At 72.3% G+C, this 19,714-nt stretch carries 16 protein-coding genes; 14 read left to right on the forward strand and 2 right to left on the reverse strand.

The genetic code is table 11. The features are described 5' to 3' along the window. Positions 1 to 8: 8 nt before the first annotated feature. The 9 genes from O7625_RS11580 to O7625_RS11620 all read left to right on the forward strand — a co-directional run bounded on the left by O7625_RS11580 (position 9) and on the right by O7625_RS11620 (position 11,272). Entirely contained in the window at positions 9 to 1,883 is a 1,875-nt protein-coding gene (locus O7625_RS11580; RefSeq protein ID WP_282345822.1) for a glycoside hydrolase family 13 protein, read from the forward strand. Between the two features lie 227 nt (positions 1,884 to 2,110). Beyond that, positions 2,111 to 2,452, forward strand: a complete 342-nt coding sequence (locus O7625_RS11585; RefSeq protein WP_067309545.1) for a hypothetical protein — start codon at positions 2,111 to 2,113, stop codon at positions 2,450 to 2,452. 273 nt (positions 2,453 to 2,725) lie between these two features. Next, the gene (locus tag O7625_RS11590; protein WP_172898518.1) at positions 2,726 to 3,796 is read left to right on the forward strand and encodes a BMP family ABC transporter substrate-binding protein; all 1,071 of its coding nucleotides are present in this window, start codon (positions 2,726 to 2,728) and stop codon (positions 3,794 to 3,796) included. 251 nt (positions 3,797 to 4,047) lie between these two features. Next, the gene (locus O7625_RS11595) at positions 4,048 to 5,682 is read left to right on the forward strand and encodes an ABC transporter ATP-binding protein (RefSeq protein ID WP_348774013.1); all 1,635 of its coding nucleotides are present in this window, start codon (positions 4,048 to 4,050) and stop codon (positions 5,680 to 5,682) included. Continuing rightward, positions 5,679 to 7,004: an ABC transporter permease gene (locus tag O7625_RS11600; RefSeq protein WP_282345824.1), complete on the forward strand. Its 1,326-nt coding sequence runs from the start codon at positions 5,679 to 5,681 to the stop codon at positions 7,002 to 7,004. The genes O7625_RS11595 and O7625_RS11600 overlap by 4 nt, the downstream gene beginning before the upstream one ends. 3 nt (positions 7,005 to 7,007) lie before the next feature. After that, complete coding sequence (locus O7625_RS11605; RefSeq protein WP_282345826.1) at positions 7,008 to 8,288, forward strand: ABC transporter permease; 1,281 nt, start codon at positions 7,008 to 7,010, stop codon at positions 8,286 to 8,288. A gap of 124 nt (positions 8,289 to 8,412) precedes the next feature. Continuing rightward, the gene (locus O7625_RS11610; RefSeq protein WP_282345828.1) at positions 8,413 to 9,123 is read left to right on the forward strand and encodes a cytidine deaminase; all 711 of its coding nucleotides are present in this window, start codon (positions 8,413 to 8,415) and stop codon (positions 9,121 to 9,123) included. Positions 9,124 to 9,175: 52 nt separating this feature from the next. Beyond that, positions 9,176 to 10,456 (forward strand): thymidine phosphorylase, encoded by a 1,281-nt coding sequence (locus tag O7625_RS11615; protein WP_282345829.1) that lies wholly within the window; start codon positions 9,176 to 9,178, stop codon positions 10,454 to 10,456. 135 nt (positions 10,457 to 10,591) lie between these two features. Next, positions 10,592 to 11,272: a DUF4272 domain-containing protein gene (locus tag O7625_RS11620; RefSeq protein WP_282345830.1), complete on the forward strand. Its 681-nt coding sequence runs from the start codon at positions 10,592 to 10,594 to the stop codon at positions 11,270 to 11,272. Between the two features lie 100 nt (positions 11,273 to 11,372). Here O7625_RS11620 and O7625_RS11625 read toward each other — a convergent pair whose 3' ends face one another. After that, positions 11,373 to 12,218 carry a putative RNA methyltransferase gene (locus O7625_RS11625; protein ID WP_282346914.1) on the reverse strand — a complete coding sequence of 282 codons (846 nt, stop codon included), beginning with the start codon at positions 12,216 to 12,218 and terminating at the stop codon, positions 11,373 to 11,375. A 441-nt stretch (positions 12,219 to 12,659) separates the two neighbouring features. Between O7625_RS11625 and O7625_RS11630 the strand changes: the two genes are divergently transcribed. Further along, positions 12,660 to 13,736 (forward strand): adenosine deaminase, encoded by a 1,077-nt coding sequence (locus O7625_RS11630; protein ID WP_067304732.1) that lies wholly within the window; start codon positions 12,660 to 12,662, stop codon positions 13,734 to 13,736. A gap of 1 nt (position 13,737) precedes the next feature. On the opposite strand, the gene O7625_RS11635 is transcribed toward O7625_RS11630, so the two are convergent. Beyond that, positions 13,738 to 14,211, reverse strand: a complete 474-nt coding sequence (locus tag O7625_RS11635; protein WP_231932359.1) for an ATP-binding protein — start codon at positions 14,209 to 14,211, stop codon at positions 13,738 to 13,740. Positions 14,212 to 14,533: 322 nt separating this feature from the next. Here O7625_RS11635 and O7625_RS11640 point away from each other — a divergent pair, with 322 nt between their 5' ends. From O7625_RS11640 to O7625_RS11655, 4 genes are all read left to right on the forward strand, one after another. Next, complete coding sequence (locus O7625_RS11640) at positions 14,534 to 18,193, forward strand: nitrate- and nitrite sensing domain-containing protein (RefSeq protein ID WP_282345831.1); 3,660 nt, start codon at positions 14,534 to 14,536, stop codon at positions 18,191 to 18,193. Further along, positions 18,190 to 18,594 (forward strand): roadblock/LC7 domain-containing protein, encoded by a 405-nt coding sequence (locus tag O7625_RS11645; RefSeq protein WP_067304724.1) that lies wholly within the window; start codon positions 18,190 to 18,192, stop codon positions 18,592 to 18,594. The genes O7625_RS11640 and O7625_RS11645 overlap by 4 nt, the downstream gene beginning before the upstream one ends. Before the next feature lie 93 nt (positions 18,595 to 18,687). After that, positions 18,688 to 19,065: a DUF742 domain-containing protein gene (locus O7625_RS11650; RefSeq protein WP_067304754.1), complete on the forward strand. Its 378-nt coding sequence runs from the start codon at positions 18,688 to 18,690 to the stop codon at positions 19,063 to 19,065. A gap of 1 nt (position 19,066) precedes the next feature. Beyond that, complete coding sequence (locus O7625_RS11655; protein ID WP_067304720.1) at positions 19,067 to 19,660, forward strand: ATP/GTP-binding protein; 594 nt, start codon at positions 19,067 to 19,069, stop codon at positions 19,658 to 19,660. The last annotated feature ends 54 nt before the right edge of the window (positions 19,661 to 19,714 follow it).

Raw genomic sequence — 19,714 nt, forward strand, 5'->3', positions numbered from 1 at the left:
GTCGCACCATGTCCCTGCCGCCGCACCACGACGGCTCGGCGCTGTACGTGCCCGAGCAGGAACCCACCCTCGGTCAGACCGTGCCGGTCTTCGTCCGGGTGCCCGAGGGCAGCGACGTCCGGCAGGTGCACGTCCGGACCACCGGCGACGGCGAACCGCGTTTCGTCGAGGCGACCGTCGACCGCCGGGGCGGCCACGAGGTGTGGTGGCGGGCCGACGTCCAGGTGCGCAACCCGGTCAGCAACTACCGCTTCATGCTCACCGGGACGACCGGTCACCGCTGGCTCAACGCCGCCGGCCCGGTCGACCACGACGTGCCCGACCACGGCGACTTCAAGCTGGTCAGCCACGCCCCGCCGCCAACCTGGGCGCGGGACGCGGTGGTCTACCAGATCTTCCCCGACCGGTTCGCCCGGTCCGCCGCCGCCAACGGCCGCACCCCGCCGGACTGGGCGGTCCCGTGCGACTGGGACACCCCGGTCGTCGGGCGCGGCCCGCAGACCCCGCACCAGTTCTACGGCGGTGACCTGGACGGCATCACCGAACGGCTGGACCACCTGGACCGGCTCGGCGTCAACACGGTCTACCTGACGCCGGTCTTCCCGGCCCGCTCCAACCACCGGTACGACGCGGCCAGCTTCGACACCGTGGACCCGCTGCTCGGCGGGGACGCGGCGCTGGTCCGGCTGGCCGACGCCGTCCGGGCTCGGGGCTGGCGGCTGATCGGCGACATCACCAGCAACCACACCGGCGACGCACACGGGTGGTTCACCCGCGCGCTGGCCGACGTCGACGCCCCCGAACGGGAGCTGTACTACTTCGACGTGGCCACCGACGGCTCGGAGCCGACCTACGAGTCGTGGAACGGGGTACGGTCGCTGCCCAAGCTCAACTGGGGCAGTGCCGAGCTGCGCCGCCGTTTCGCCACCGACCCGAATTCACCACTGCGCCGCTGGCTGCGCCCGCCGTACGGGTTGGACGGGTGGCGGGTGGACGTGGCCAACATGACCGGCCGGCGGGGCGCGGACGCGTACACCCACGAGGTGGCGCGGCTGCTGCGGGAGACGGTCGCGCAGACCCGGGCCGACGGGCTGCTGCTCGCCGAGCACGGCCACGACCACACCGGCGACCTGGACCGCGACGGCTGGCACGGCACGATGAACTACGTCGGCTTCACCGACCCGGTCTGGTCCTGGCTGCGCGCCGAACCCGGGGGCCGCGAGCCGGTGCCGAACTTCCTCGGCACCCCGGGCGGGGTGCGCCGGCGGGACGCCCACGTGGTGCTCGCCACCATGGACAGCTTCCGGTCGCTGGTCTCCTGGCGGGCGTACACCCACTCGTGGCAGTTGCTCGGCTCGCACGACTCGGCCCGGATCCGCACGGTGGTCGGGGACGCCGCCCGGCAGGAGGTGGCCGCCGGGCTGCTCGCCACCATGCCCGGCACCCCGGTGGTCTTCGCCGGTGACGAGCTGGGACTGACCGGCGTCAACGGCGAGGGCTCGCGCACCCCGATGCCGTGGCACCGGCCGCAGAGCTGGGACGTCGGCACGTTCGCCGCGTACCGGGCGTTGCTGGCGCTGCGCCGGGACACCCCGGCGTTGCGGCACGGCGGGCTGCGCTGGGTGCACGTGGACGCCGACACACTGGTCTTCCTGCGCGAGGCGCCGACCGGCGCGGTGCTGGTGCTGGCCCGCCGGGCGGCCGGGGCACCGGTGCGGTTGACCGGCCTGCCGTCCGGGACTTCCGGGGCCTCCGGGACTTCCGGGGCGGGAGGGGGGTCCGGCGAGAACGCCTACGGTGGCGCTCCACCTCTGCGGGTCGCCGCCGACGGCGCGGTGACCCTCCCCGGTGACGGCCCCACCTTCCAGGTCTGGCACCTCTGACCACCCACCCTGCACCCGCACTTCTCGTGGGATGTCTTTTGGAAGATCGTGCTCGATCCTTGTTGTAGTGGCCTGTCCGCGCGCGAAAGCCACTACAACAAGGTTCAAGCACGGTCTTGAGCCGCAGATCGTGAGGCGGGTGTGTCGTGGCCGGGGGAGATCACGGATTGAACTCAGCCGGCGGGCCACCTACTACAAAGTGTCGTTGATGGGGGAGGATTGCCGGCGTGGAAGCTCTTCGACTGATCCTTCTCTATGTCCATCTGATCGGGTTCGCGCTGCTGCTCGGCGGTGCGGTGGCCCAGTACGTCAGCGGCAAGCTGCGGATCAACGCGGCCATGCTCTGGGGCTCCGTGATCCAGTTGCTGACCGGCCTGGGGCTGTCCGCGCCGCTGCGGGACGGCGACGAGCCGGCCCCCGCCAAGCTTGTTACCAAGTTGGTGCTGGCCCTGCTCATCTTCGTCATGGTCTTCTTCTCTCGTAAGCGGACCCAGGTCGCCCGGGGGCACTTCCTGGCGATCATCGGGTTGACCCTGGTCACGGCGGCCGTGGCGGTGTTCTGGCGATAGCCGGCGCAGGGCGGTGGGTGGGCCGGAAACCCGGCGTTCACACCTCCCGGCCGGTCCTTACCAGGCATGGTGAGTGATGTGCCCCACCCCAGGGTTACGCCGGGATAACGAGCGTTCAACAGTCGTGCACGATTGGCGGCCGGTGGGTGGGCGTGGAGCTACGCTCCCGTCCGTAACGTGGGATGCCGGCAGCACAGCGCTGGTCGGTTCAAGGGCTGCCACCGCACGAGGCGGTGTGCAATGGAAGGAGACGTCTTGCGCTCTGTGCGTGGGATGCGGATCGCCTCTGCCATCGCGGCGGGTGGGCTCGTGCTGGGTGCCGCCGCGTGCGGCGAGGCACCCGACGACGACAACAACGCCGGTGGCAGCGGCGACAAGAAGTACAGCGCCTGCATGGTGACCGACGTCGGCGGCATCGACGACAAGTCGTTCAACACCTCCGCCTGGAAGGGCCTGGAGGAGGCCAAGAAGGCCAACGACAACATCGACATCAAGTACGTCGCGTCGAAGGCCGAGGCGGACTACGAGGTCAACCTGACCGGGTACGTCAACCAGAAGTGCGACTTCATCCTGGCCGTCGGCGGCCTGATGGCGGACGCCACCAAGAAGATCGCCGCCGCCAACACCGGCCAGCAGTTCGGCATCGTGGACGCCAACCCGGGCGTGGCGAACGTCTACCCGATGCAGTTCGACACCGCCCAGGCCGCCTTCCAGGCCGGTTACCTGGCGGCGGGGATGAGCAAGAGCGGCAAGGTCGGCACCTACGGTGGCCTGCCGATCCCGCCGGTGACCATCTTCATGGACGGCTTCGCCGACGGTGTGGCGCACTACAACAAGACCAAGAGCAAGAACGTCCAGGTGCTGGGCTGGGACAAGGCGACCCAGAAGGGTTCCTTCACCAACGACTTCGCCAAGCAGGACGAGGGCAAGAAGGTCTCCGACGCGCTGGTCGCCCAGGGCGCGGACATCGTCATGCCGGTCGCCGGCGGCGCGGGCCTCGGCACCACCTCGGCGGCCAAGGCCTCGGGTGGCAAGTACTCGGTCGTCTGGGTCGACGTCGACGGCTGCGAGAGCACCCCGGACTGCGCGGCGCTGCTGACCACCGTGGTCAAGAACATCCCGGACGCCGTCAAGGACGCCGTGCTCAAGGCCGCCGGTGGCGAGAAGCTCGCCGCCACCCCGGGCTTCGTGGGCAACCTGGCCAACAACGGTGTCTCGATCGCCCCGTACCACGACTTCGACAGCAAGGTCCCGGCGGACCTCAAGGCCGAGGTCGAGAAGCTGAAGGCGGACATCGCCGCCGGCACCATCACGGTCACCTCGAAGGCCCAGCCGACCAAGTGACCGCCGCGCCGGCCGCCACGATGGGATCATCGGCAGCGGCGGCCGGCGGGCACCGGGCAGGACGACCGGCCGTCCCGGCGTCCGTGGGGGATCCCGCGGACGTCGGGGCGGCCGGTCCGCTCACCGGTCGACCGGCGACCCCGGTGGCCGGCAGCTAGGCTGCACCATCGCTCGCACTCCAGGAGGTTGCGCTGAGACTCGAACTGCGCGGCATCACCAAGCGGTTCGGTGATCTGGTCGCCAACGATCACATCGACCTGACGGTGGAGCCTGGAGAGATCCACGCCCTGCTCGGCGAGAACGGCGCGGGCAAGTCGACCCTGATGAACGTGCTCTACGGGCTCTACCAGCCCGACGGGGGCGAGATCCTGGTCGACGGCCGGCCGCTGAAGCTCAGGGGCCCCTCCGACGCCATCGCCGTCGGGATCGGCATGGTGCACCAGCACTTCATGCTGGTGCCGGTCTTCACCGTGGCCGAGAACATCATGCTCGGCGCGGAACAGGTCCGCGGCGGCATCGTCGGCTTCCTGGACCGGCGGCGGGCCCGCCGCGAGGTGGCCGAGGTCTCCGCGCGGTACAACCTGCGGGTCGACCCGGACGCGGTGATCGAGGACCTGCCGGTCGGCATCCAGCAGCGGGTCGAGATCGTCAAGGCGCTCACCCGCGACGTCGACCTGCTGATCCTGGACGAGCCGACCGCCGTGCTCACCCCGCAGGAGACCGAGGAGCTGCTCACGGTCATGCGGTCGCTCAAGGCGGCCGGCAAGTCGATCGTGTTCATCACCCACAAGCTCGGCGAGGTCAAGGCCATCGCCGACCGGATCACCGTGATCCGGCGCGGCCGGACCGTCGGCACCGCCTCCCCCGAGGCGAGCCGGGACGAGTTGGCCGCGCTGATGGTCGGCCGCAACGTCCGGCTCACCGTGGACAAGCAGCCCGCCACCCCGCAGCGGCCGATCCTGGAGGTCGCCGGCCTGGTCGTCGACGACGACCGGCGGGTCCGCGCGGTGGACGGCGTCGACCTGACCGTACGCGCCGGTGAGGTGCTCGGCGTGGCGGGCGTGCAGGGCAACGGGCAGACCGAGCTGATCGAGGCGATCATGGGGCTGCGCCCGACCCTCGCCGGCACGGTGACCCTGGACGGCGAGTCGATCCACGGCTGGTCCACCAAGAAGGTGCTCCGCGCCGGGGTCGGCTACGTGCCCGAGGACCGCAGCGTCGACGGCCTGGTCAAGGAGTTCAGCGTCGCCGAGAACCTGGTTCTCGACATCTACGACCGGCCGCCGTTCGGCAAGGGCCTGGCGTTGCGGCCGGACGCGATCGCCGCGTCGGCGCGGGAGCGGATCGACCAGTTCGACGTGCGTACCCCGTCGGCGGACGCGGCGGTGGGCACGCTGTCCGGTGGCAACCAGCAGAAGGTGATCGTGGCCCGGGAGCTGTCCCGGCCGCTGAAGCTCTTCATCGCCGCCCAGCCCACCCGGGGTGTGGACGTCGGCTCGATCGAGTTCATCCACAGCCGGGTCATCCGCGAGCGGGACGTCGGCACCGCCGTCCTGGTGGTCTCCAGTGAGCTGGACGAGGTGATCGGCCTCGCCGACCGGATCGCGGTGATGTACCGGGGCCGGATCATCGGCATCGTCGGCCCGGACACCCCGCGCGAGGAGATCGGCCTGCTGATGGCCGGCATCACCCCGGACACCCCCGGCACCGCCCCGGCCGGTGGCTCGGCCACCCCCGGCACCGCCACCCCCACCGTGCCGACCCCGGGCCCGGCGACCCCTGGCTCGGCCACCTCCGGCCCGGCGACCCCCACCGAGGCGGCCGGCGGGGTGGCCGGCGGGGTGGCACCGGCATCCGAGCGCCCTGGCAACGAGGACGAGGCATGAGCAACCCGAACCCGGTGTCCGGCTCCCCGGACAAGGAGCCGGCGACCGGACCGGAGCTGACCGCGACCGGCAAGGCTGACCGGGGTGCCACCATGACCTCACCGAAGCAGCCCGCGCCGGGGCCCCGGCCGACGCTGGGCCGGCTCTTCCTGGACAACCTCTGGGCCGCCAACACGGTGACCGTGACCGTCCTCGCGCTGGTCCTGGCGATGCTGGTCGGCGCGATCCTGATCATCGTGTCGGATCCGGAGGTGCTGGCCACCTACAGCTACATCACCGCCCGCCCGACCGACGCGCTGAACGCGAGCTGGACGGTGGTCAGCGAGGCGTACGCCAACCTGTTCAAGGGGGCGGTCTTCGACCCGGAGGCGTCCGGCTTCACCGCCGCGCTGAGCCCGATCTCGGAGACCCTCACCTACACCGCGCCGCTGGTCTTCACCGGGCTGTCGGTGGCGCTCGCCTTCCGGGGCGGCCTGTTCAACATCGGCGCCCAGGGTCAGGCGACGATGGGAGTGATCCTGGCGGCCGTGGCCGGCTTCGCGCTGCCGCTGCCCCCGGTGGTGCACCTGGTCGTCGCGTTGATCGCCGGTGCGGTCGGCGGCGCGGTCTGGGGCTTCGTGCCCGGCATCCTCAAGGCCCGGACCGGCGCGCACGAGGTGATCAACACGATCATGCTCAACTACGTCGCGGTCTACTTCCTGTCCTGGGTCATCGTGCAGAACGGCGTCCAGAACCCGGACCGGTCGGACGCGATCAGCCGGCCCGTCGACTCCTCGGCGGCGTTCCCCCGGCTGCTCGGCGACGGCCTGCGGGTGCACGCCGGCATCCTGCTCGCGGTGCTCGCCACCTGGGCCGTCGCCTGGCTGCTCACCCGGTCCACGCTCGGCTTCGAGCTGCGGGCCGTCGGGGCCAACCCGGACGCGGCCCGGACCGCCGGCATCAGCGTCACCAAGACGTACGTGCTGGTGATGGTGATCGCCGGGATGCTCGCCGGCCTCGGTGGCAGCCAGATGGTGCTCGGCTCCACCGCGAACGCGCTGACCCCGCTGGTGATCGCGCAGATCGGCTTCGACGGCATCCTGGTGGCGCTGCTCGGCCGGGTGAAGCCCTGGGGGGTGCTGCTGGCCGCGCTGCTCTTCGGCGCGCTCCAGGCCGGCGGCAACCGGATGCAGTCGTACTCCGGGATCTCGCTGGAACTGGTCACCGTGCTCCAGGCACTGATCGTCATCTTCATCGCCGCGCCGGCCCTGGTGAAGGCGATCTTCCAGCTCCGGGCCGCCCGTGCCGCCCGGTTGCAGACGAGCCTCGCGAAGGGCTGGTGAGGCATGTCCACCACCGCTGTCCCCGACGTCGCCGTGGCCGCGGTCGACGAGGGTTTCTGGACCCGCCCGCGCAAGGTCGGCCTGGTCCTGCTGGCGCTGGGCGTGCTCGCCACCGTGCTGTTCGGGGCGCTGGCCACCGGCCAGCAGGCCCGGTTCACCCTCAGCGAGACCGAGGGCGGCGCGGCGTTGGAGGTCCACGGCACCCTCGGCGCGGTCCTGTTCGGGGTCGTCGCCGCGGCGGCCGGTGGCGCGCTGCTGGCCGGGGTGCCGAAGCGCTGGTTCACCGTGCTGCTCGGCGTCGGTCTGGTCGGCTTCGTGCTGAGCTTCCTGTGCTGGCAGGTCTCGGCCGCCCCCGAGGGCCGCAACTTCATGCCGATGGTCAACATCGTGCGGGGCACCTTCGTGCTGGCCCTGCCGCTGATCTTCGGCGCGCTGGCCGGGGTGCTCTGTGAGCGGTCCGGGGTGGTCAACGTCGCCATCGAGGGGCAGCTGCTGATGGGTGCGTTCAGCGGCGCGCTCTTCGGCAGCCTCACCGGCAGCGTCTGGGTCGGTCTGGTGGCGGCGGCGATCGGCGGCGCGCTGATCTCGCTGCTGCTGGCCGTGTTCGCCATCCGCTACCTGGTCGACCAGGTGGTGATGGGGGTGGTGCTCAACCTGCTGGCGGTCGGCGTCACCGGCTTCCTCTACGAGCGGCTGATGCAGACCAACGCGGACAAGTACAACAGCGCGCCGCGGTTCGGCAACTGGGAGATCCCGCTGCTGAAGGACATCCCGCTGCTCGGCCCGGCGCTGTTCCGGGGCAACATCTTCCTCTACCTCGGCCTGCTGCTGGTGCTGGTCATCCACTTCGCGCTGTTCCGTACCCGGTGGGGGCTGCGGACCCGGTCGGTGGGCGAGCACCCGACGGCCGCCGACACCCTCGGCGTGAAGGTGCTGCGGCTGCGCTACCGCAACGTGCTGCTGGCCGGGCTGGTGGCCGGCATCGGTGGCGCGTCGTACACGCTGGCGCTCTACAGCTTCACCAAGAACATGATCGGCGGTAAGGGCTTCATCGCCCTGGCCGCGCTGATCTTCGGCCGGTGGAGCCCGACCGGCGCGCTGCTCGCCGCGCTCTTCTTCGGCTTCGCCGACCAGCTCGCCACCTACCTCGGGGCGATCGGCAGCAGCATCCCCAGCCAGTTCCTGGCGATGCTTCCCTACCTGGCGACCATCCTGGCGGTGGCCGGGCTGGTCGGTCGGGTCCGGGCGCCCGCCGCCGACGGCAAGCCGTACGTCAAGGGCTGAGACGCAGCCCGCTCCCGGCCCGGCGGGATCCGTCCCGCCGGGCCGGGGCATTTCCGGCGTACGGCCGTGGCCGACCGGCACCCGGCGCGTGTCCGGGCCGAGTGACCTGGGCAGAATGAGGGATATGAGCGACATCGACTGGAAGCGGCTGCGGGCCGCCGCCACCGAGGTGATGCGACACGCCTACGTGCCGTACTCCCACTTCCCGGTCGGCGCGGCGGCCCTGGTGGACGACGGCCGGGTGGTGGTCGGCTGCAACGTGGAGAACGCCGGGTACGGGGTGACCCTCTGCGCCGAGTGCGGAGTGGTCTCCGCGCTGCACGCCACCGGTGGCGGGCGGCTGGTCGCGATGTCCTGCGTCGACGCGACCGGTGAACCGCTGATGCCGTGCGGCCGGTGCCGGCAACTGCTCTGGGAGAACGGCGGCCCGGAGTGCCTGGTGGAGTCCAGGACCGGTCCGCTGCGGATGGCGGAGCTGCTGCCGCACGCCTTCGACGTGGCCGACATCGAGGCGGTCGTCGGCGAGAACCCGGTGCCGGTGGTGCCGGACAGGCTGGCCGCCTGGCGGGGGCGGGGGACGGTCTTCGTGCACCCGGATCTCTCCGCCGGGCAGCAGATCTGGACGGCGTACTGGGAGCGGTCGGTGGGGGACACCGACGAGGCCGGACCCGGGGTGCTGGAGGAGGGGCCGAGCTGGGGCGACCCGGCAGAGGCGATCACCTGGGGGTTGGCCCGTACCCCCAGGGTAGTGGTGGTGGACGCGGAGGGCACCATCTTCTGGGCCGGTGAGGGCGAGCCGCCGCTTGAGATTCCGGCCCGCTGGGCCGCCTCCTGAACCGACCGGTGACCGGGCCGCTACCTGCAACGACTTCAGAAGGAACTCAACGGTGAGTGCTTTTACCGCGGTCGACGTCATCCGGGCCAAGCGGGACGGGGGCGTGCTGAGCGACGGCCAGATCGACTGGGTCGTCGACGCCTACACCAGGGGGCTGGTGGCCGACGAGCAGATGTCGGCGCTGGCCATGGCGATCCTGCTGCGCGGGATGACGGTGCCGGAGATCGCCCGGTGGACCGCCGCGATGATCGCCAGCGGCGAGCGGCTGGACCTGTCGGCGGTGGCCCGGCCGACCGTCGACAAACACTCCACCGGCGGGGTCGGTGACAAGATCACCCTACCGCTCACCCCGCTGGTGGCGGCCTGCGGCGGCGCGGTGCCGCAGCTCTCCGGCCGGGGGCTCGGGCACACCGGCGGCACGCTGGACAAGCTGGAGTCGATCCCCGGCTGGCGGGCGTCGTTGGGCAACGCCGAGTTCATCGCCCAGCTCCGCGAGGTCGGCGCGGTGATCTGCGCGGCCGGTGACGCGCTCGCCCCGGCCGACCGCAAGCTGTACGCGCTGCGCGACGTCACCGGCACCGTGGAGGCGATCCCGCTGATCGCCAGTTCGATCATGAGCAAGAAGATCGCCGAGGGCACCGGGGCGCTGGTCCTCGACGTCAAGGTCGGCTCCGGCGCGTTCATGAAGAACGTGGCCGACGCCCGGGAGCTGGCCCGGACCATGGTGGCCCTCGGCGACGCGCACGGGGTCAGGACGGTCGCCCTGCTCACCGACATGTCCACCCCGCTCGGCCTGACCGTCGGCAACGCGGTCGAGGTGACCGAGTCGGTGCAGGTGCTGGCCGGCGGTGGCCCGCCCGACGTGGTGGAGCTGACCCTGGCGCTGGCCCGGGAGATGCTCGACGCCGCCGGCCTGACCGACGCGGACCCGGCCGCCGCGCTGCGCGACGGGCGCGCCATGGACGCCTGGCGGGCGATGATCCGGGCGCAGGGCGGTGACCCGGACGCCCCGCTGCCGACCCCCAACGAGGTGGAGACGGTCCGCGCCGGGGCCGACGGGTTCGTCGAGTCGGTCGACGCGTACGCCATCGGGGTGGCCGCGTGGCGACTCGGCGCCGGTCGCGCCCGCAAGGAGGACCCGGTCAGCGCCGCGGCCGGGGTGGTGCTGCACAAGCGCCCCGGCGACCCGGTGCGGGCCGGCGACCCGCTGTACGAGCTGCGGGCCGACGACGCGTCGCGGCTGCCGGCGGCGCGGGCCGAGGCGGACCGGGCGGTCCGGGTCGCCGCCGCCGCGCCGCCGCCGTCGCCGCTGGTCATCGAGCGGATCGGCTGAACCGCCGGCCCGGTCCCGACCGGTGCGGCCGATCGGGGTGGCCGGCATGGCGCTGGTCGCCACGGAACGTTATTCTCCCTGGCCAGGGGGATCGAACGGCGGTGACGCCGACGTGAGCAGACAGGATTTCCGACCGTGCTGGTAGCCGCCCCCGATCCACGGGAGGTCCGCGAGGCGAGCCTCGACGAGTTGTCCCGGCTGGGCCTACCGCTGCCGCCGGCCAAGTTTCCCCTGGTGTGGGAGCCGGGCGACGAGGTCGAGCTGCGACCCACCGGGGAGATCGAGGCCCGCATCGCGGTGCTGCACCTGATCCTGGCCCGGTGCTTCGGGATGCCCGCCCAGACCGCGATGAGCTGGCTGCTCGAATCCCACCTGGTCGACATGGTCACCCCGCCGGAGTGGCAGTTCGTGGTGGGCGGCAGGGGCGACCACCGCTCGTTCGTCCTGCACCACGACGCGCTCTTCTCGCTGTCCTGGGTGCTCGGCCTGAGCAAGCAGCTCGACCCGACCGTACCGGTGGACGAGCGGCTGGTGGAGCGGATGCCGTACCTCGCCGGTGGGGAGACCTTCGACCAGTGGCGGGCCCGGATCCTGGCCGCTCCGCAGCACCCGGGGGACGCCGCCGCCCTGCTCGACCTGCACTACTGCCTGGACTGGGCGTACCTGGAGGTGGAGCGGTCGGGGCACCGGCTGCCCGGCCTGGTGGACGCGAACGCGATCGGCCAGCGCCGGTGGGCGTTGGAGTGGGCGGTGATGCTGCGGGGGCCGTACCACGACGAGCCGCCCGGCTGGGAAGAGGTCGACCTCTCCACCTGACCCGGCGGGACAGGCTGCCGCCGCAGGTCGGGGGCCGGTGCCGCCGCAGGTCAGCGGGGCGGATGTCGCCGGAGGTGAGCGGGGCGGGTGCCGCCGCAGGTCAGCGGGGACGCCAGACGGTGAGCCGTACCGAGGCGGTCACCGTGACCGGGGCGGGCAGCGCGTCGATCGCGGCGGCGAGCCGGTGCGGGTCGGTGTGCCAGGCGCTCGGCCCCATCCCGACCAGGGTGGTGACCTCGGCCCGGTCCAGCGCGAGCCGGGCGGTGTGCACGGTGGCGTGCTCCGGGGTGAACCGCCCGGCGAGGCTGTCGGCGACCCGGTCGGCCTTGGCCGGGTCGACCCGCAGCAGCCCGAGCACCTCGACCAGTTCGGCCAGGTGGGCGTCGGTGGGGGTGACCACCAGCAGCGCCCCGGCCGGGTGGAGCACCCGGTGGAACTCGTCGCCGTTGCGCGGCGCGAAGACGTTGAGCAGCACGGCGACCGAGCGGTCGGCCAGCGGCAGCGGCCGCCAGGTGTCGGCGAGCGCGGCGGCGGCCCGCGGGTGGGCGCGGGCGGCGCGGCGCAGCGCCGGCTTGGCGACGTCCAGGGCCAGGCCGACGGCGTCGGGCAGCGCCGCCAGCACCGCCGCGAGGTGCCGCCCGGTGCCCGCTCCGGCATCCACCACCAGCGGGTACGCCCCGAAGCCCGCGGTGCCCGCGTGGGTCGCTGCCGCCTCGGCCAGGGCGGACGAGATGAGCTGGTAGTGCCCGGCGGCCAGGAAGTCAGCTCGGGCGGCGACCATCTCGGCGGTGTCCCCGACGTGTGGGGAGCGGCCGGTGAGCAGGTTGACGTACCCCTGGCGGGCCAGGTCGAAGCTGTGCCTGCGGGGGCAGCGCAACGCGCGGGTGTCGGTCGCGGCGGCCAGCGGCCCGGCGCAGACCGGGCAGCGCAACCGGGCCACGACCAGCGGATGCGTCGCGTTGACGGGCGTCGTCAAGCCGTCCGGCTGGGTCGTGTCGTCCGCCTTCGTGGTGTCGCCCGCCTTCGTGGTGTCGCCCGGCCGGGTCGTGTCATCCGGCCGGGTCGTGTCGTCCGGCTGCGGCGCGTTGCCGGGACGGTCGGACGAGTGCGACGCGTTCACCCGCAGCAGCCTACGGCGCGGGACCGACGTGGCGGCCGAGGTGTCCCGGGAGGTCCTCGGTTGACTCAAGGGTGCCGGGGTGGCGGTGTCCACTCGCGCTGATACCGCCACCTCGGCGATGGTGCGGGCCGGGCCGCGGGCCTGACCGGGGCAGGCCCGGGTGGGGCGGGGCAGATCGGGGCGGGGCCGATCGGGGCGGGCCGGCGCGGTGGCGGATCACCGCGAGCCTGGTCGTGGGCCGCCGGTGCGCGTGACTAGGGTCGGGGGATGGTCGCAATCCGATACGAGGACATCGTCAAGGTCCCGAAAGCGCTGCTGCACGATCACCTCGACGGCGGCCTGCGGCCGGCGACGATCGTCGAGCTGGCCGCCGAGGTGGGGCACGAGCTGCCGAGCACCGATCCGGAGGCACTCGGCCGGTGGTTCGCGGAGGCGGCGCACTCCGGTTCGCTGGAGCGCTACCTGGAGACGTTCGCGCACACCGTCGCCGTCATGCAGACCGCCCCGGCGCTGCGCCGGGTGGCCCGCGAGTGCGCGCTCGACCTGGCCGCCGACGGCGTGGTCTACGCGGAGGTCCGGTTCGCCCCCGAGCAGCACCTGGAGCAGAACCTCACTCTGGACGAGGTGGTCGAGGCGGTCGTCGCCGGCTTCGTCGAGGGCAGCGCCGAGGCCGCTGCGGCGGGCACCCAGATCCGGGTCGGCACCCTGCTCACCGCGATGCGGCACGCCGCCCGGTCGCAGGAGATCGCCGAGCTGGCCGTCCGGCACCGCGACGCCGGAGTGGTGGGCTTCGACATCGCGGGCGCCGAGGCGGGTTTCCCGCCCACCCGGCACCTGGACGCCTTCGAGTACCTCCAGCGGGAGAACTTCCACTTCACCATCCACGCCGGCGAGGCGTTCGGGCTGCCGTCGATCTGGCAGGCCATCCAGTGGTGCGGGGCGGACCGGCTGGGTCACGGGGTACGGATCGTGGACGACATCACCCCCGGCCCGACGCCGACGCTGGGCCGGCTGGCCGCCTACGTGCGGGACAAGCGGATCCCGCTGGAGCTGTGCCCGTCGTCCAACGTGCAGACCGGGGCGGTGGCGTCGATCGCCGACCACCCGATCGGGCTGCTGCGGGAGCTGCGGTTCCGGGTGACGGTGAACACCGACAACCGGTTGATGAGCGGCACCTCGATGTCCCGGGAGATGGCGCTGCTGGTGGAGAACTTCGGCTACGGCTGGGCGGAGCTGCAGTGGTTCACCGTCAACGCGATGAAGAGCGCCTTCATCCCGTTCGACGAGCGGCTGGCCATCATCGACGAGGTGATCAAGCCGGCGTACGCGAAGCTGATCGGCTGACTCACCGGTGCGGGTGGCCGGCGACCAGGTCGGCCACCCGGCGCAGGATTTCCCGGGCGTGGGCCGCCTCGGCGCCGAGGCCGGTCTGTCGGCGCAGCACCGCCGGTTCGGCGCGCAGCAGTGCCACCCCGCGCCGGAGCAGCACCCCGGGCGCCTTGCGCTGCTCTGCCAGGTCGCGGGCCAGCCGGCGGACGAAGGTCGCCCCGCGCGGCCGGCGCAGCGCGTACGCTGCGGCGAGGATGCCCCGTCGGCGGCACTCCTCGACGATCTCGGCAGCGAAAATCCCTTCGGCGATGAAGAGTGGCGATCCGGTCACCTCAAATGGCCGGGTGGCCACTTGTCGATCGGCGCCGATCGCATAGACCGGAACTTCGGTCCGGCCCTGCCGGGCCAGTCGGGCAATTGTCTCCACGGCGGTTTCCGCGTCCCACGACTCGGGCGCGTCCCAGTCGACCAGTCCGTTCTGTCGGGGCAACGTAGGGTCATCGCCGTTCTTGTAGAAGTCGTCCAGACAGAGTACGGGGAGACCGGTTCGATGGGCTATGTACGACTTTCCGGACCCGGAAGGGCCGGCCAGCAGGACCACGCGGTGGGGACATTCCATTACTTTGAGTAACTCCGGCCAGACGGATTGCGATCAAATTGCATCAACATCTCATCACACCTCCGGTGACCGACAACCTGGGCTTTCTCTTTCAGGGGAGGCGTGATGGAATCTCGGAGGTCCGACCCGCCGGGTCGGTTGCTGGGCGTTGCCCGTGGCAACGTGGAGACGCTGTAATCGCGAGGGCGGTGACGTGAGCAAACGGCCAACGACGGCGGGCTCCTTCCTGTCGCGTCTGCGTCGGCCGGCCGGCCGGCTCCGCGACATGCCGATCTGGTCCAAGCTCGGCCTGATCATGATCGTGCCGACCATCGCCACGGTCGTCGTGGGCACCAGCGGCCTGGTGGACCACCTGCAGACGCTCAACAACGCCAACCGGGCGGGTGACCTGGCCAACCTGGTGGGTTACTCCGGTGACCTGGTCAACACCCTCCAGGACGAACGCACCAACGCCGTCCTGCTGCTCGGCTCGCCCAAGGGGCAGGCCCGTGAGCAGTACCAGGAGGCGTACAACCGGGTCAACCAGCGGGTCGACCAGTCCAAGGTGCCCTACTCGCAGCAGCGCGCCGAGATCGAGGGCCTGCCGGCGACCCTGGAGACACAGCTCGACCGGATCGACAGCGACCTCACCGAGATGCCCGGCATCCGCAGCCAGGTCTACAACGGCAAGCTCCGCCTCAGCGAGGCGGTCAGCCGGTACACCGGTCTGATCAACAACCTGATCACCATCCGCGACTCGGCCACCCAGCTCGCCGGCGACAACGACCTGAGCGACCAGATGCGGGCCGCCGCCGCGATGGCCCGGGCCAAGGAGTACGCCTCGGTCCGCCGGATCGCGGTGCACCAGGTGCTGCTCCAGAGGGCGTACACCCCCGCCCTGCGGGAGCTGTACATCTCCAGCAACACCGGTGAACAGCAGGCGCTGCAGAGTTTCCAGGCGGTGGCGACCCGCGCCGAGCGCGAGTTCCAGGACCAGAGCGTCTCCGGCTCGGACCGGCGCCAGGCGGACATCTACGCCGGCCAGGTCAGCGCGTTGAACAGCGACAAGCTGGACGGCCTCACCTTCACCACCGACCAGTGGGACGCGGCCATGGTCGCGTACGCCCAGCTCAACCGCTCCGTCGAGGTACGCCTCGACAGCGACGTCGTGGCCAAGGCCGACGAGCTGCGCTCCGACGTCCAGCGCCAGGTCTTCCTGGAGACCGGCCTGCTGCTCAGCATGCTGCTGCTGGCGATCCTCTTCGCCTACCTGGTCGCCCGGTCGATGGCCCGGTCCCTGCGCGAGTTGCGGCAGGGTGCCCTGTCGATCGCCCAGTTCGGCCTGCCGCAGGCGGTGGCCCGGCTGCGTGACCCGCAGTTCACCGGCCAGCAGTCCCCGGCCCAGCTCGCCAACCAGATCGCCGAGCCGCTGCCGGTCCGCAGCCGGGACGAGTTCGGCCAGGTGACCGAGGCGTTCAACGCCGTCCACCTGGAAGCCGTCCGGACCGCCGCCGAGCAGGCCGCGCTCCGCTCCTCGGTCGCGACGATGTTCGTCAACCTCGCCCGCCGCTCGCAGATCCTGGTCGACCGGCTGATCGGCCACCTCGACCGGCTGGAGCGCGGCGAGGAGGACCCGGACCGTCTGGCCGAGTTGTTCCAGCTCGACCACCTGGCCACCCGGATGCGCCGCAACGACGAGAACCTGCTGGTCCTCGCCGGTGCCGACTCCACCCGGGTGCAGCGGGAGCCGGCCGCCCTGATCGACGTGCTGCGCGCCGCGCAGTCCGAGGTCGAGCACTACACCCGGATCGAGTTCGGGATCATCGACCGGGACATCGAGGTCTCCGCGCACGCGGTCAACGACCTGGTCCACCTGGTCGCCGAGCTGTTCGACAACGCGACGGCGTTCTCCCCGCCGGACTCCCAGGTGATGGTCGAGGCCCGCCGGGTCGGCGACCGGGCGTCGCTCTACGTCGAGGACCGGGGCATCGGCATCAGCGCCGAGCAACTGGCCGACCTCAACGAGCGGCTCGCCACCCCGCCCCAGGTCGACGTGGCCGTCTCCCGGATGATGGGCCTGGTCGTGGTCGCCCGGTTGGCGTCCCGGCACGGCGTCAAGGTGGAGCTGCGTCCCGGCACCGACCGGGGCACGGTGGCCGAGGTGGTCCTGCCCACGTCGGTGCTGGTGCCCCGCGCCCTCACCGGCCGGGCCCCGGGCACCCCCGGTCTGCCGGCCGCCGGCCCGCACTTCGGTGGCGCCGCGCCCGCCTTCGGTGGCGCCCCCACCCCCGCCTTCGGTGGCTCGCCGGCCCCCGCCCTCGGCGGCTCCGGTGGTACCCCGGCCTTCGGGGCGCTCCCCGCGCTCGGCAACGGCCAGCCGGCGGCCGCCCGGCACGGCGAATCCGGCAACCAGGTCACCTTCGGCGGACGCCCCTTCGACCCGGCTCCGCCGCGCAACGGTTCCCCCGCCCCCGCCAACGGTGGCCGGGGGATGCCCGCCTGGTCGGACCTCACCGGTGCCGGCGGGATCAACGGCGGGGACGCCTTCACCCCGCGCAGCACGAACGGCCAGCAGATCGACCCGCTGCCCCAGCGGCGTAGCGGCGACGACCCGGACAGCACCGGGCAGCAGCCGGTCATCCCGCGTCAGCTGCCGAGCAGCCCGGAGGCCCGGCCGTACAGCTCCCCGCCGGTCCCGCCGGTGTCGGCACCGCCGCTGCCCCCCTCGTACCCGTCCGCGCCGGTCTCCGGGCAGCCCGTTTCCGGCTACCCGGTGTCGGGTCAGCCGGCGTCCGGCTACCCGGTGTCGGGGCAGCCGGTCTCGGGTTACCCGGTCTCGGGGCAGCCGGTCTCCGGTCACCCGGTGTCGGGCCAGCCCGCCGCGGGATATCCGGTGTCCGCGTCGCCGTACGCCGGCCAGCCGGGTCCGGTCGCGCCGGTCTCCGGGTCGCCCGGCGCTCCGCTGCCGTCCCGGCCGACCTCGGGCGGTGCCGCGCCGGGTGCCGCCGCGCCGCCGGCCTGGCCGCCGGTGGCCAACCCCGAGCGGGACACCGCCACCCCGCCGGTCCCGGAGCGGCTCGCCGCCGCCCTGGACATGACCACCGAACTGCCCCGGGTGCCGCGCACCGAGTCGGCAGCGCCGGCACCACGGCAGCCTGCGGCCCCGCCGGTACGGGCCGGGCAGCCGTCGTCGGTCGGCCAACGGCCGTCGGCTCCGCAGCAGGCACCCCAGCAGCGGTACGCGGACGAGACGATGGAGCTGCCGATCTTCCGGGAGCTCGAATCGGCCTGGTTCCGCACCCGCAAGCCGGGTCCGGAGGAGGCGCCCGGTGCCCGGCAGCCGGCGGGCGGCGGCACCATGACCGCGCGGTCCACCATGGCCGACCCCGCCGTTCAGTACCCCGCCCCAGGGACGACAGGTAGCGCACCGATGGCAGAGACTGCGCCGGCCGGAGGCATGCCGCGCGACAACGGGACGACGAACGGGGGCCTCCCCGGTCGCGGTGACGGTCCGGCGACCCGTCGCCCCGCCCCGCAGCCCACCGCCTGGCAGACCGCCGCCGACGATGGCTGGCGGGCGGCGGTGGCCGCGACCGAGGCGCCGGTGGCCGGGACCACCCAGACCGGCCTGCCGAAGCGGACGCCGATGGCGCAGCTCGTGCCGGGGGCGATCGAGAAGCCGGCCGCGTCGGTGCAGCGACGTACGCCGGAAGCGGTCAGGGGTCTGCTCTCGGCCTACCATCGAGGTGTGCAACGCGGCCGGACCACCTCGGACAACCCCACCAACCCGGACGCGACTCCGGGCGGGCAGCAATCCTCGCCGTCTGGCTTCGGCCCGGCGGGCGGGAGCGGGCAGAAGGAGCAAGAAGGATGACAACTACGCAGGATCTTGGTTGGCTGCTGGCCAACTTCGCCGACCGGGTGCCGGGTGTCGCGCACGCGGTCGCGGTATCCGCCGACGGCCTGCTCCTCGCTTCGTCGCGCGACCTGCCCCGGGACCGGGCCGACCAGCTGGCCGCGATCGCGTCCGGCCTGGTCAGCCTGACCCAGGGGGCGGCCCGCTGCTTCGAGGGCGGCGCGGTGCTGCAGACCGTCGTCGAGATGGACAACGGTTTCCTGTTCCTGATGTCCATCTCGGACGGCTCGTCGTTCGCCGTGCTGGCCGCCCGCAGTTGCGATGTCGGTCAGGTCGGCTACGAGATGGCGTTGCTGGTCGACCGGGTGGGTGACGCGCTCACCCCGCAGGCCCGTACGGCTGTCGGGATGATGGGCTGATCGGGCTGGCCATCCGGTCGGCACGGGACGACAACAACGACGGGTTCCACCGGGTGAGAGCCGGTGTCGGGTGCGAAGGAGGTGAGCGGCTACATGATCGATCGTGACGAACCGACAGGCGCGTTGGTCCGACCGTACGCCGTGACCCGTGGTCGTACCCGTCCCCGGCTCGACATCGCCCTGGAGGCGCTCGTCGAGACGACGGTGCGCGGTCGCGCTGCTGCCGGTGGCAACGGCGGTCAGGGCCGGGAGCACCAGTACATCGCCGCGCTGTGTGACGGACGCGTGCAGTCGCTGGCCGAGATCGCGGCCCGGATGCAGCTTCCGCTCGGCGTGGCCCGGGTGCTCATCGCCGACATGGCGACGGACGGCCTGGTCGCGGTCCACGAGCCGACCATCTTGGACGACTCGGACGACGCGGTGGGCACTGAACTGCTGGAGAGGGTGCTGAGTGGACTTCGCAGGCTCTGACATGTCGCAGCGACCGCCTGCCCCGAACGGGCGCGTGACGTCGGCGAAGATCGTTATCGCCGGTGGGTTCGGCGTCGGCAAGACGACGCTGGTCGGTTCGGTCTCGGAGATCACACCGCTGACCACCGAGGCCATCATGACCTCCGCGGGCGTGGGCGTCGACGACACCCGGCAGGTGCCGGGCAAGACGACGACCACGGTGGCGATGGACTTCGGCCGTATCTCGATCGACCGGGATCTGATCCTGTACCTGTTCGGGACGCCCGGTCAGACGCGGTTCTGGTTCATGTGGGACGAGCTGGTCCGGGGCGCCATCGGCGCCGTGGTCCTGGTCGACACCCGCCGGTTGGCCGACTGCTTCGCGGCGATCGACTTCTTCGAGCACCGGCGGTTGCCGTACCTGGTGGCCATCAACTGCTTCGACGGGATGCAGTACCACGACCCGCAGGACGTCCGGGACGCGCTGGCGATCTCGACCGACGTCCCGGTGGTGGCCTGCGACGCCCGTAACCGCGAGTCGACCAAGCACGTGCTGATCTCGCTGGTCGAGTACGTGCTGACCATGCGTCGTTCGCGCGCGGCGGCACCGGCCTGACCGATCTCGACGCGCCCGGTGGCGGCTCCGGCCGTGACCGGGCGCGTCCGCGTG

Source organism: Micromonospora sp. WMMD714 (assembly GCF_029581315.1).
Classification (GTDB): Bacteria; Actinomycetota; Actinomycetes; order Mycobacteriales; family Micromonosporaceae; genus Micromonospora; species Micromonospora rifamycinica.

Bases quoted from the DNA above. Each gene is read 5' to 3' on its own strand.
- O7625_RS11580 (WP_282345822.1), top strand. From the start codon at position 9: ATGTCCCTGCCGCCGCACCACGACGGCTCGGCGCTGTACGTGCCCGAG.
- O7625_RS11590 (WP_172898518.1), top strand. From the start codon at position 2,726: ATGCGGATCGCCTCTGCCATCGCGGCGGGTGGGCTCGTGCTGGGTGCC.
- O7625_RS11600 (WP_282345824.1), top strand. From the start codon at position 5,679: ATGAGCAACCCGAACCCGGTGTCCGGCTCCCCGGACAAGGAGCCGGCG.
- O7625_RS11605 (WP_282345826.1), top strand. From the start codon at position 7,008: ATGTCCACCACCGCTGTCCCCGACGTCGCCGTGGCCGCGGTCGACGAG.
- O7625_RS11610 (WP_282345828.1), top strand. From the start codon at position 8,413: ATGAGCGACATCGACTGGAAGCGGCTGCGGGCCGCCGCCACCGAGGTG.
- O7625_RS11630 (WP_067304732.1), top strand. From the start codon at position 12,660: ATGGTCGCAATCCGATACGAGGACATCGTCAAGGTCCCGAAAGCGCTG.
- O7625_RS11645 (WP_067304724.1), top strand. From the start codon at position 18,190: ATGACAACTACGCAGGATCTTGGTTGGCTGCTGGCCAACTTCGCCGAC.
- O7625_RS11650 (WP_067304754.1), top strand. From the start codon at position 18,688: ATGATCGATCGTGACGAACCGACAGGCGCGTTGGTCCGACCGTACGCC.
- O7625_RS11655 (WP_067304720.1), top strand. From the start codon at position 19,067: ATGTCGCAGCGACCGCCTGCCCCGAACGGGCGCGTGACGTCGGCGAAG.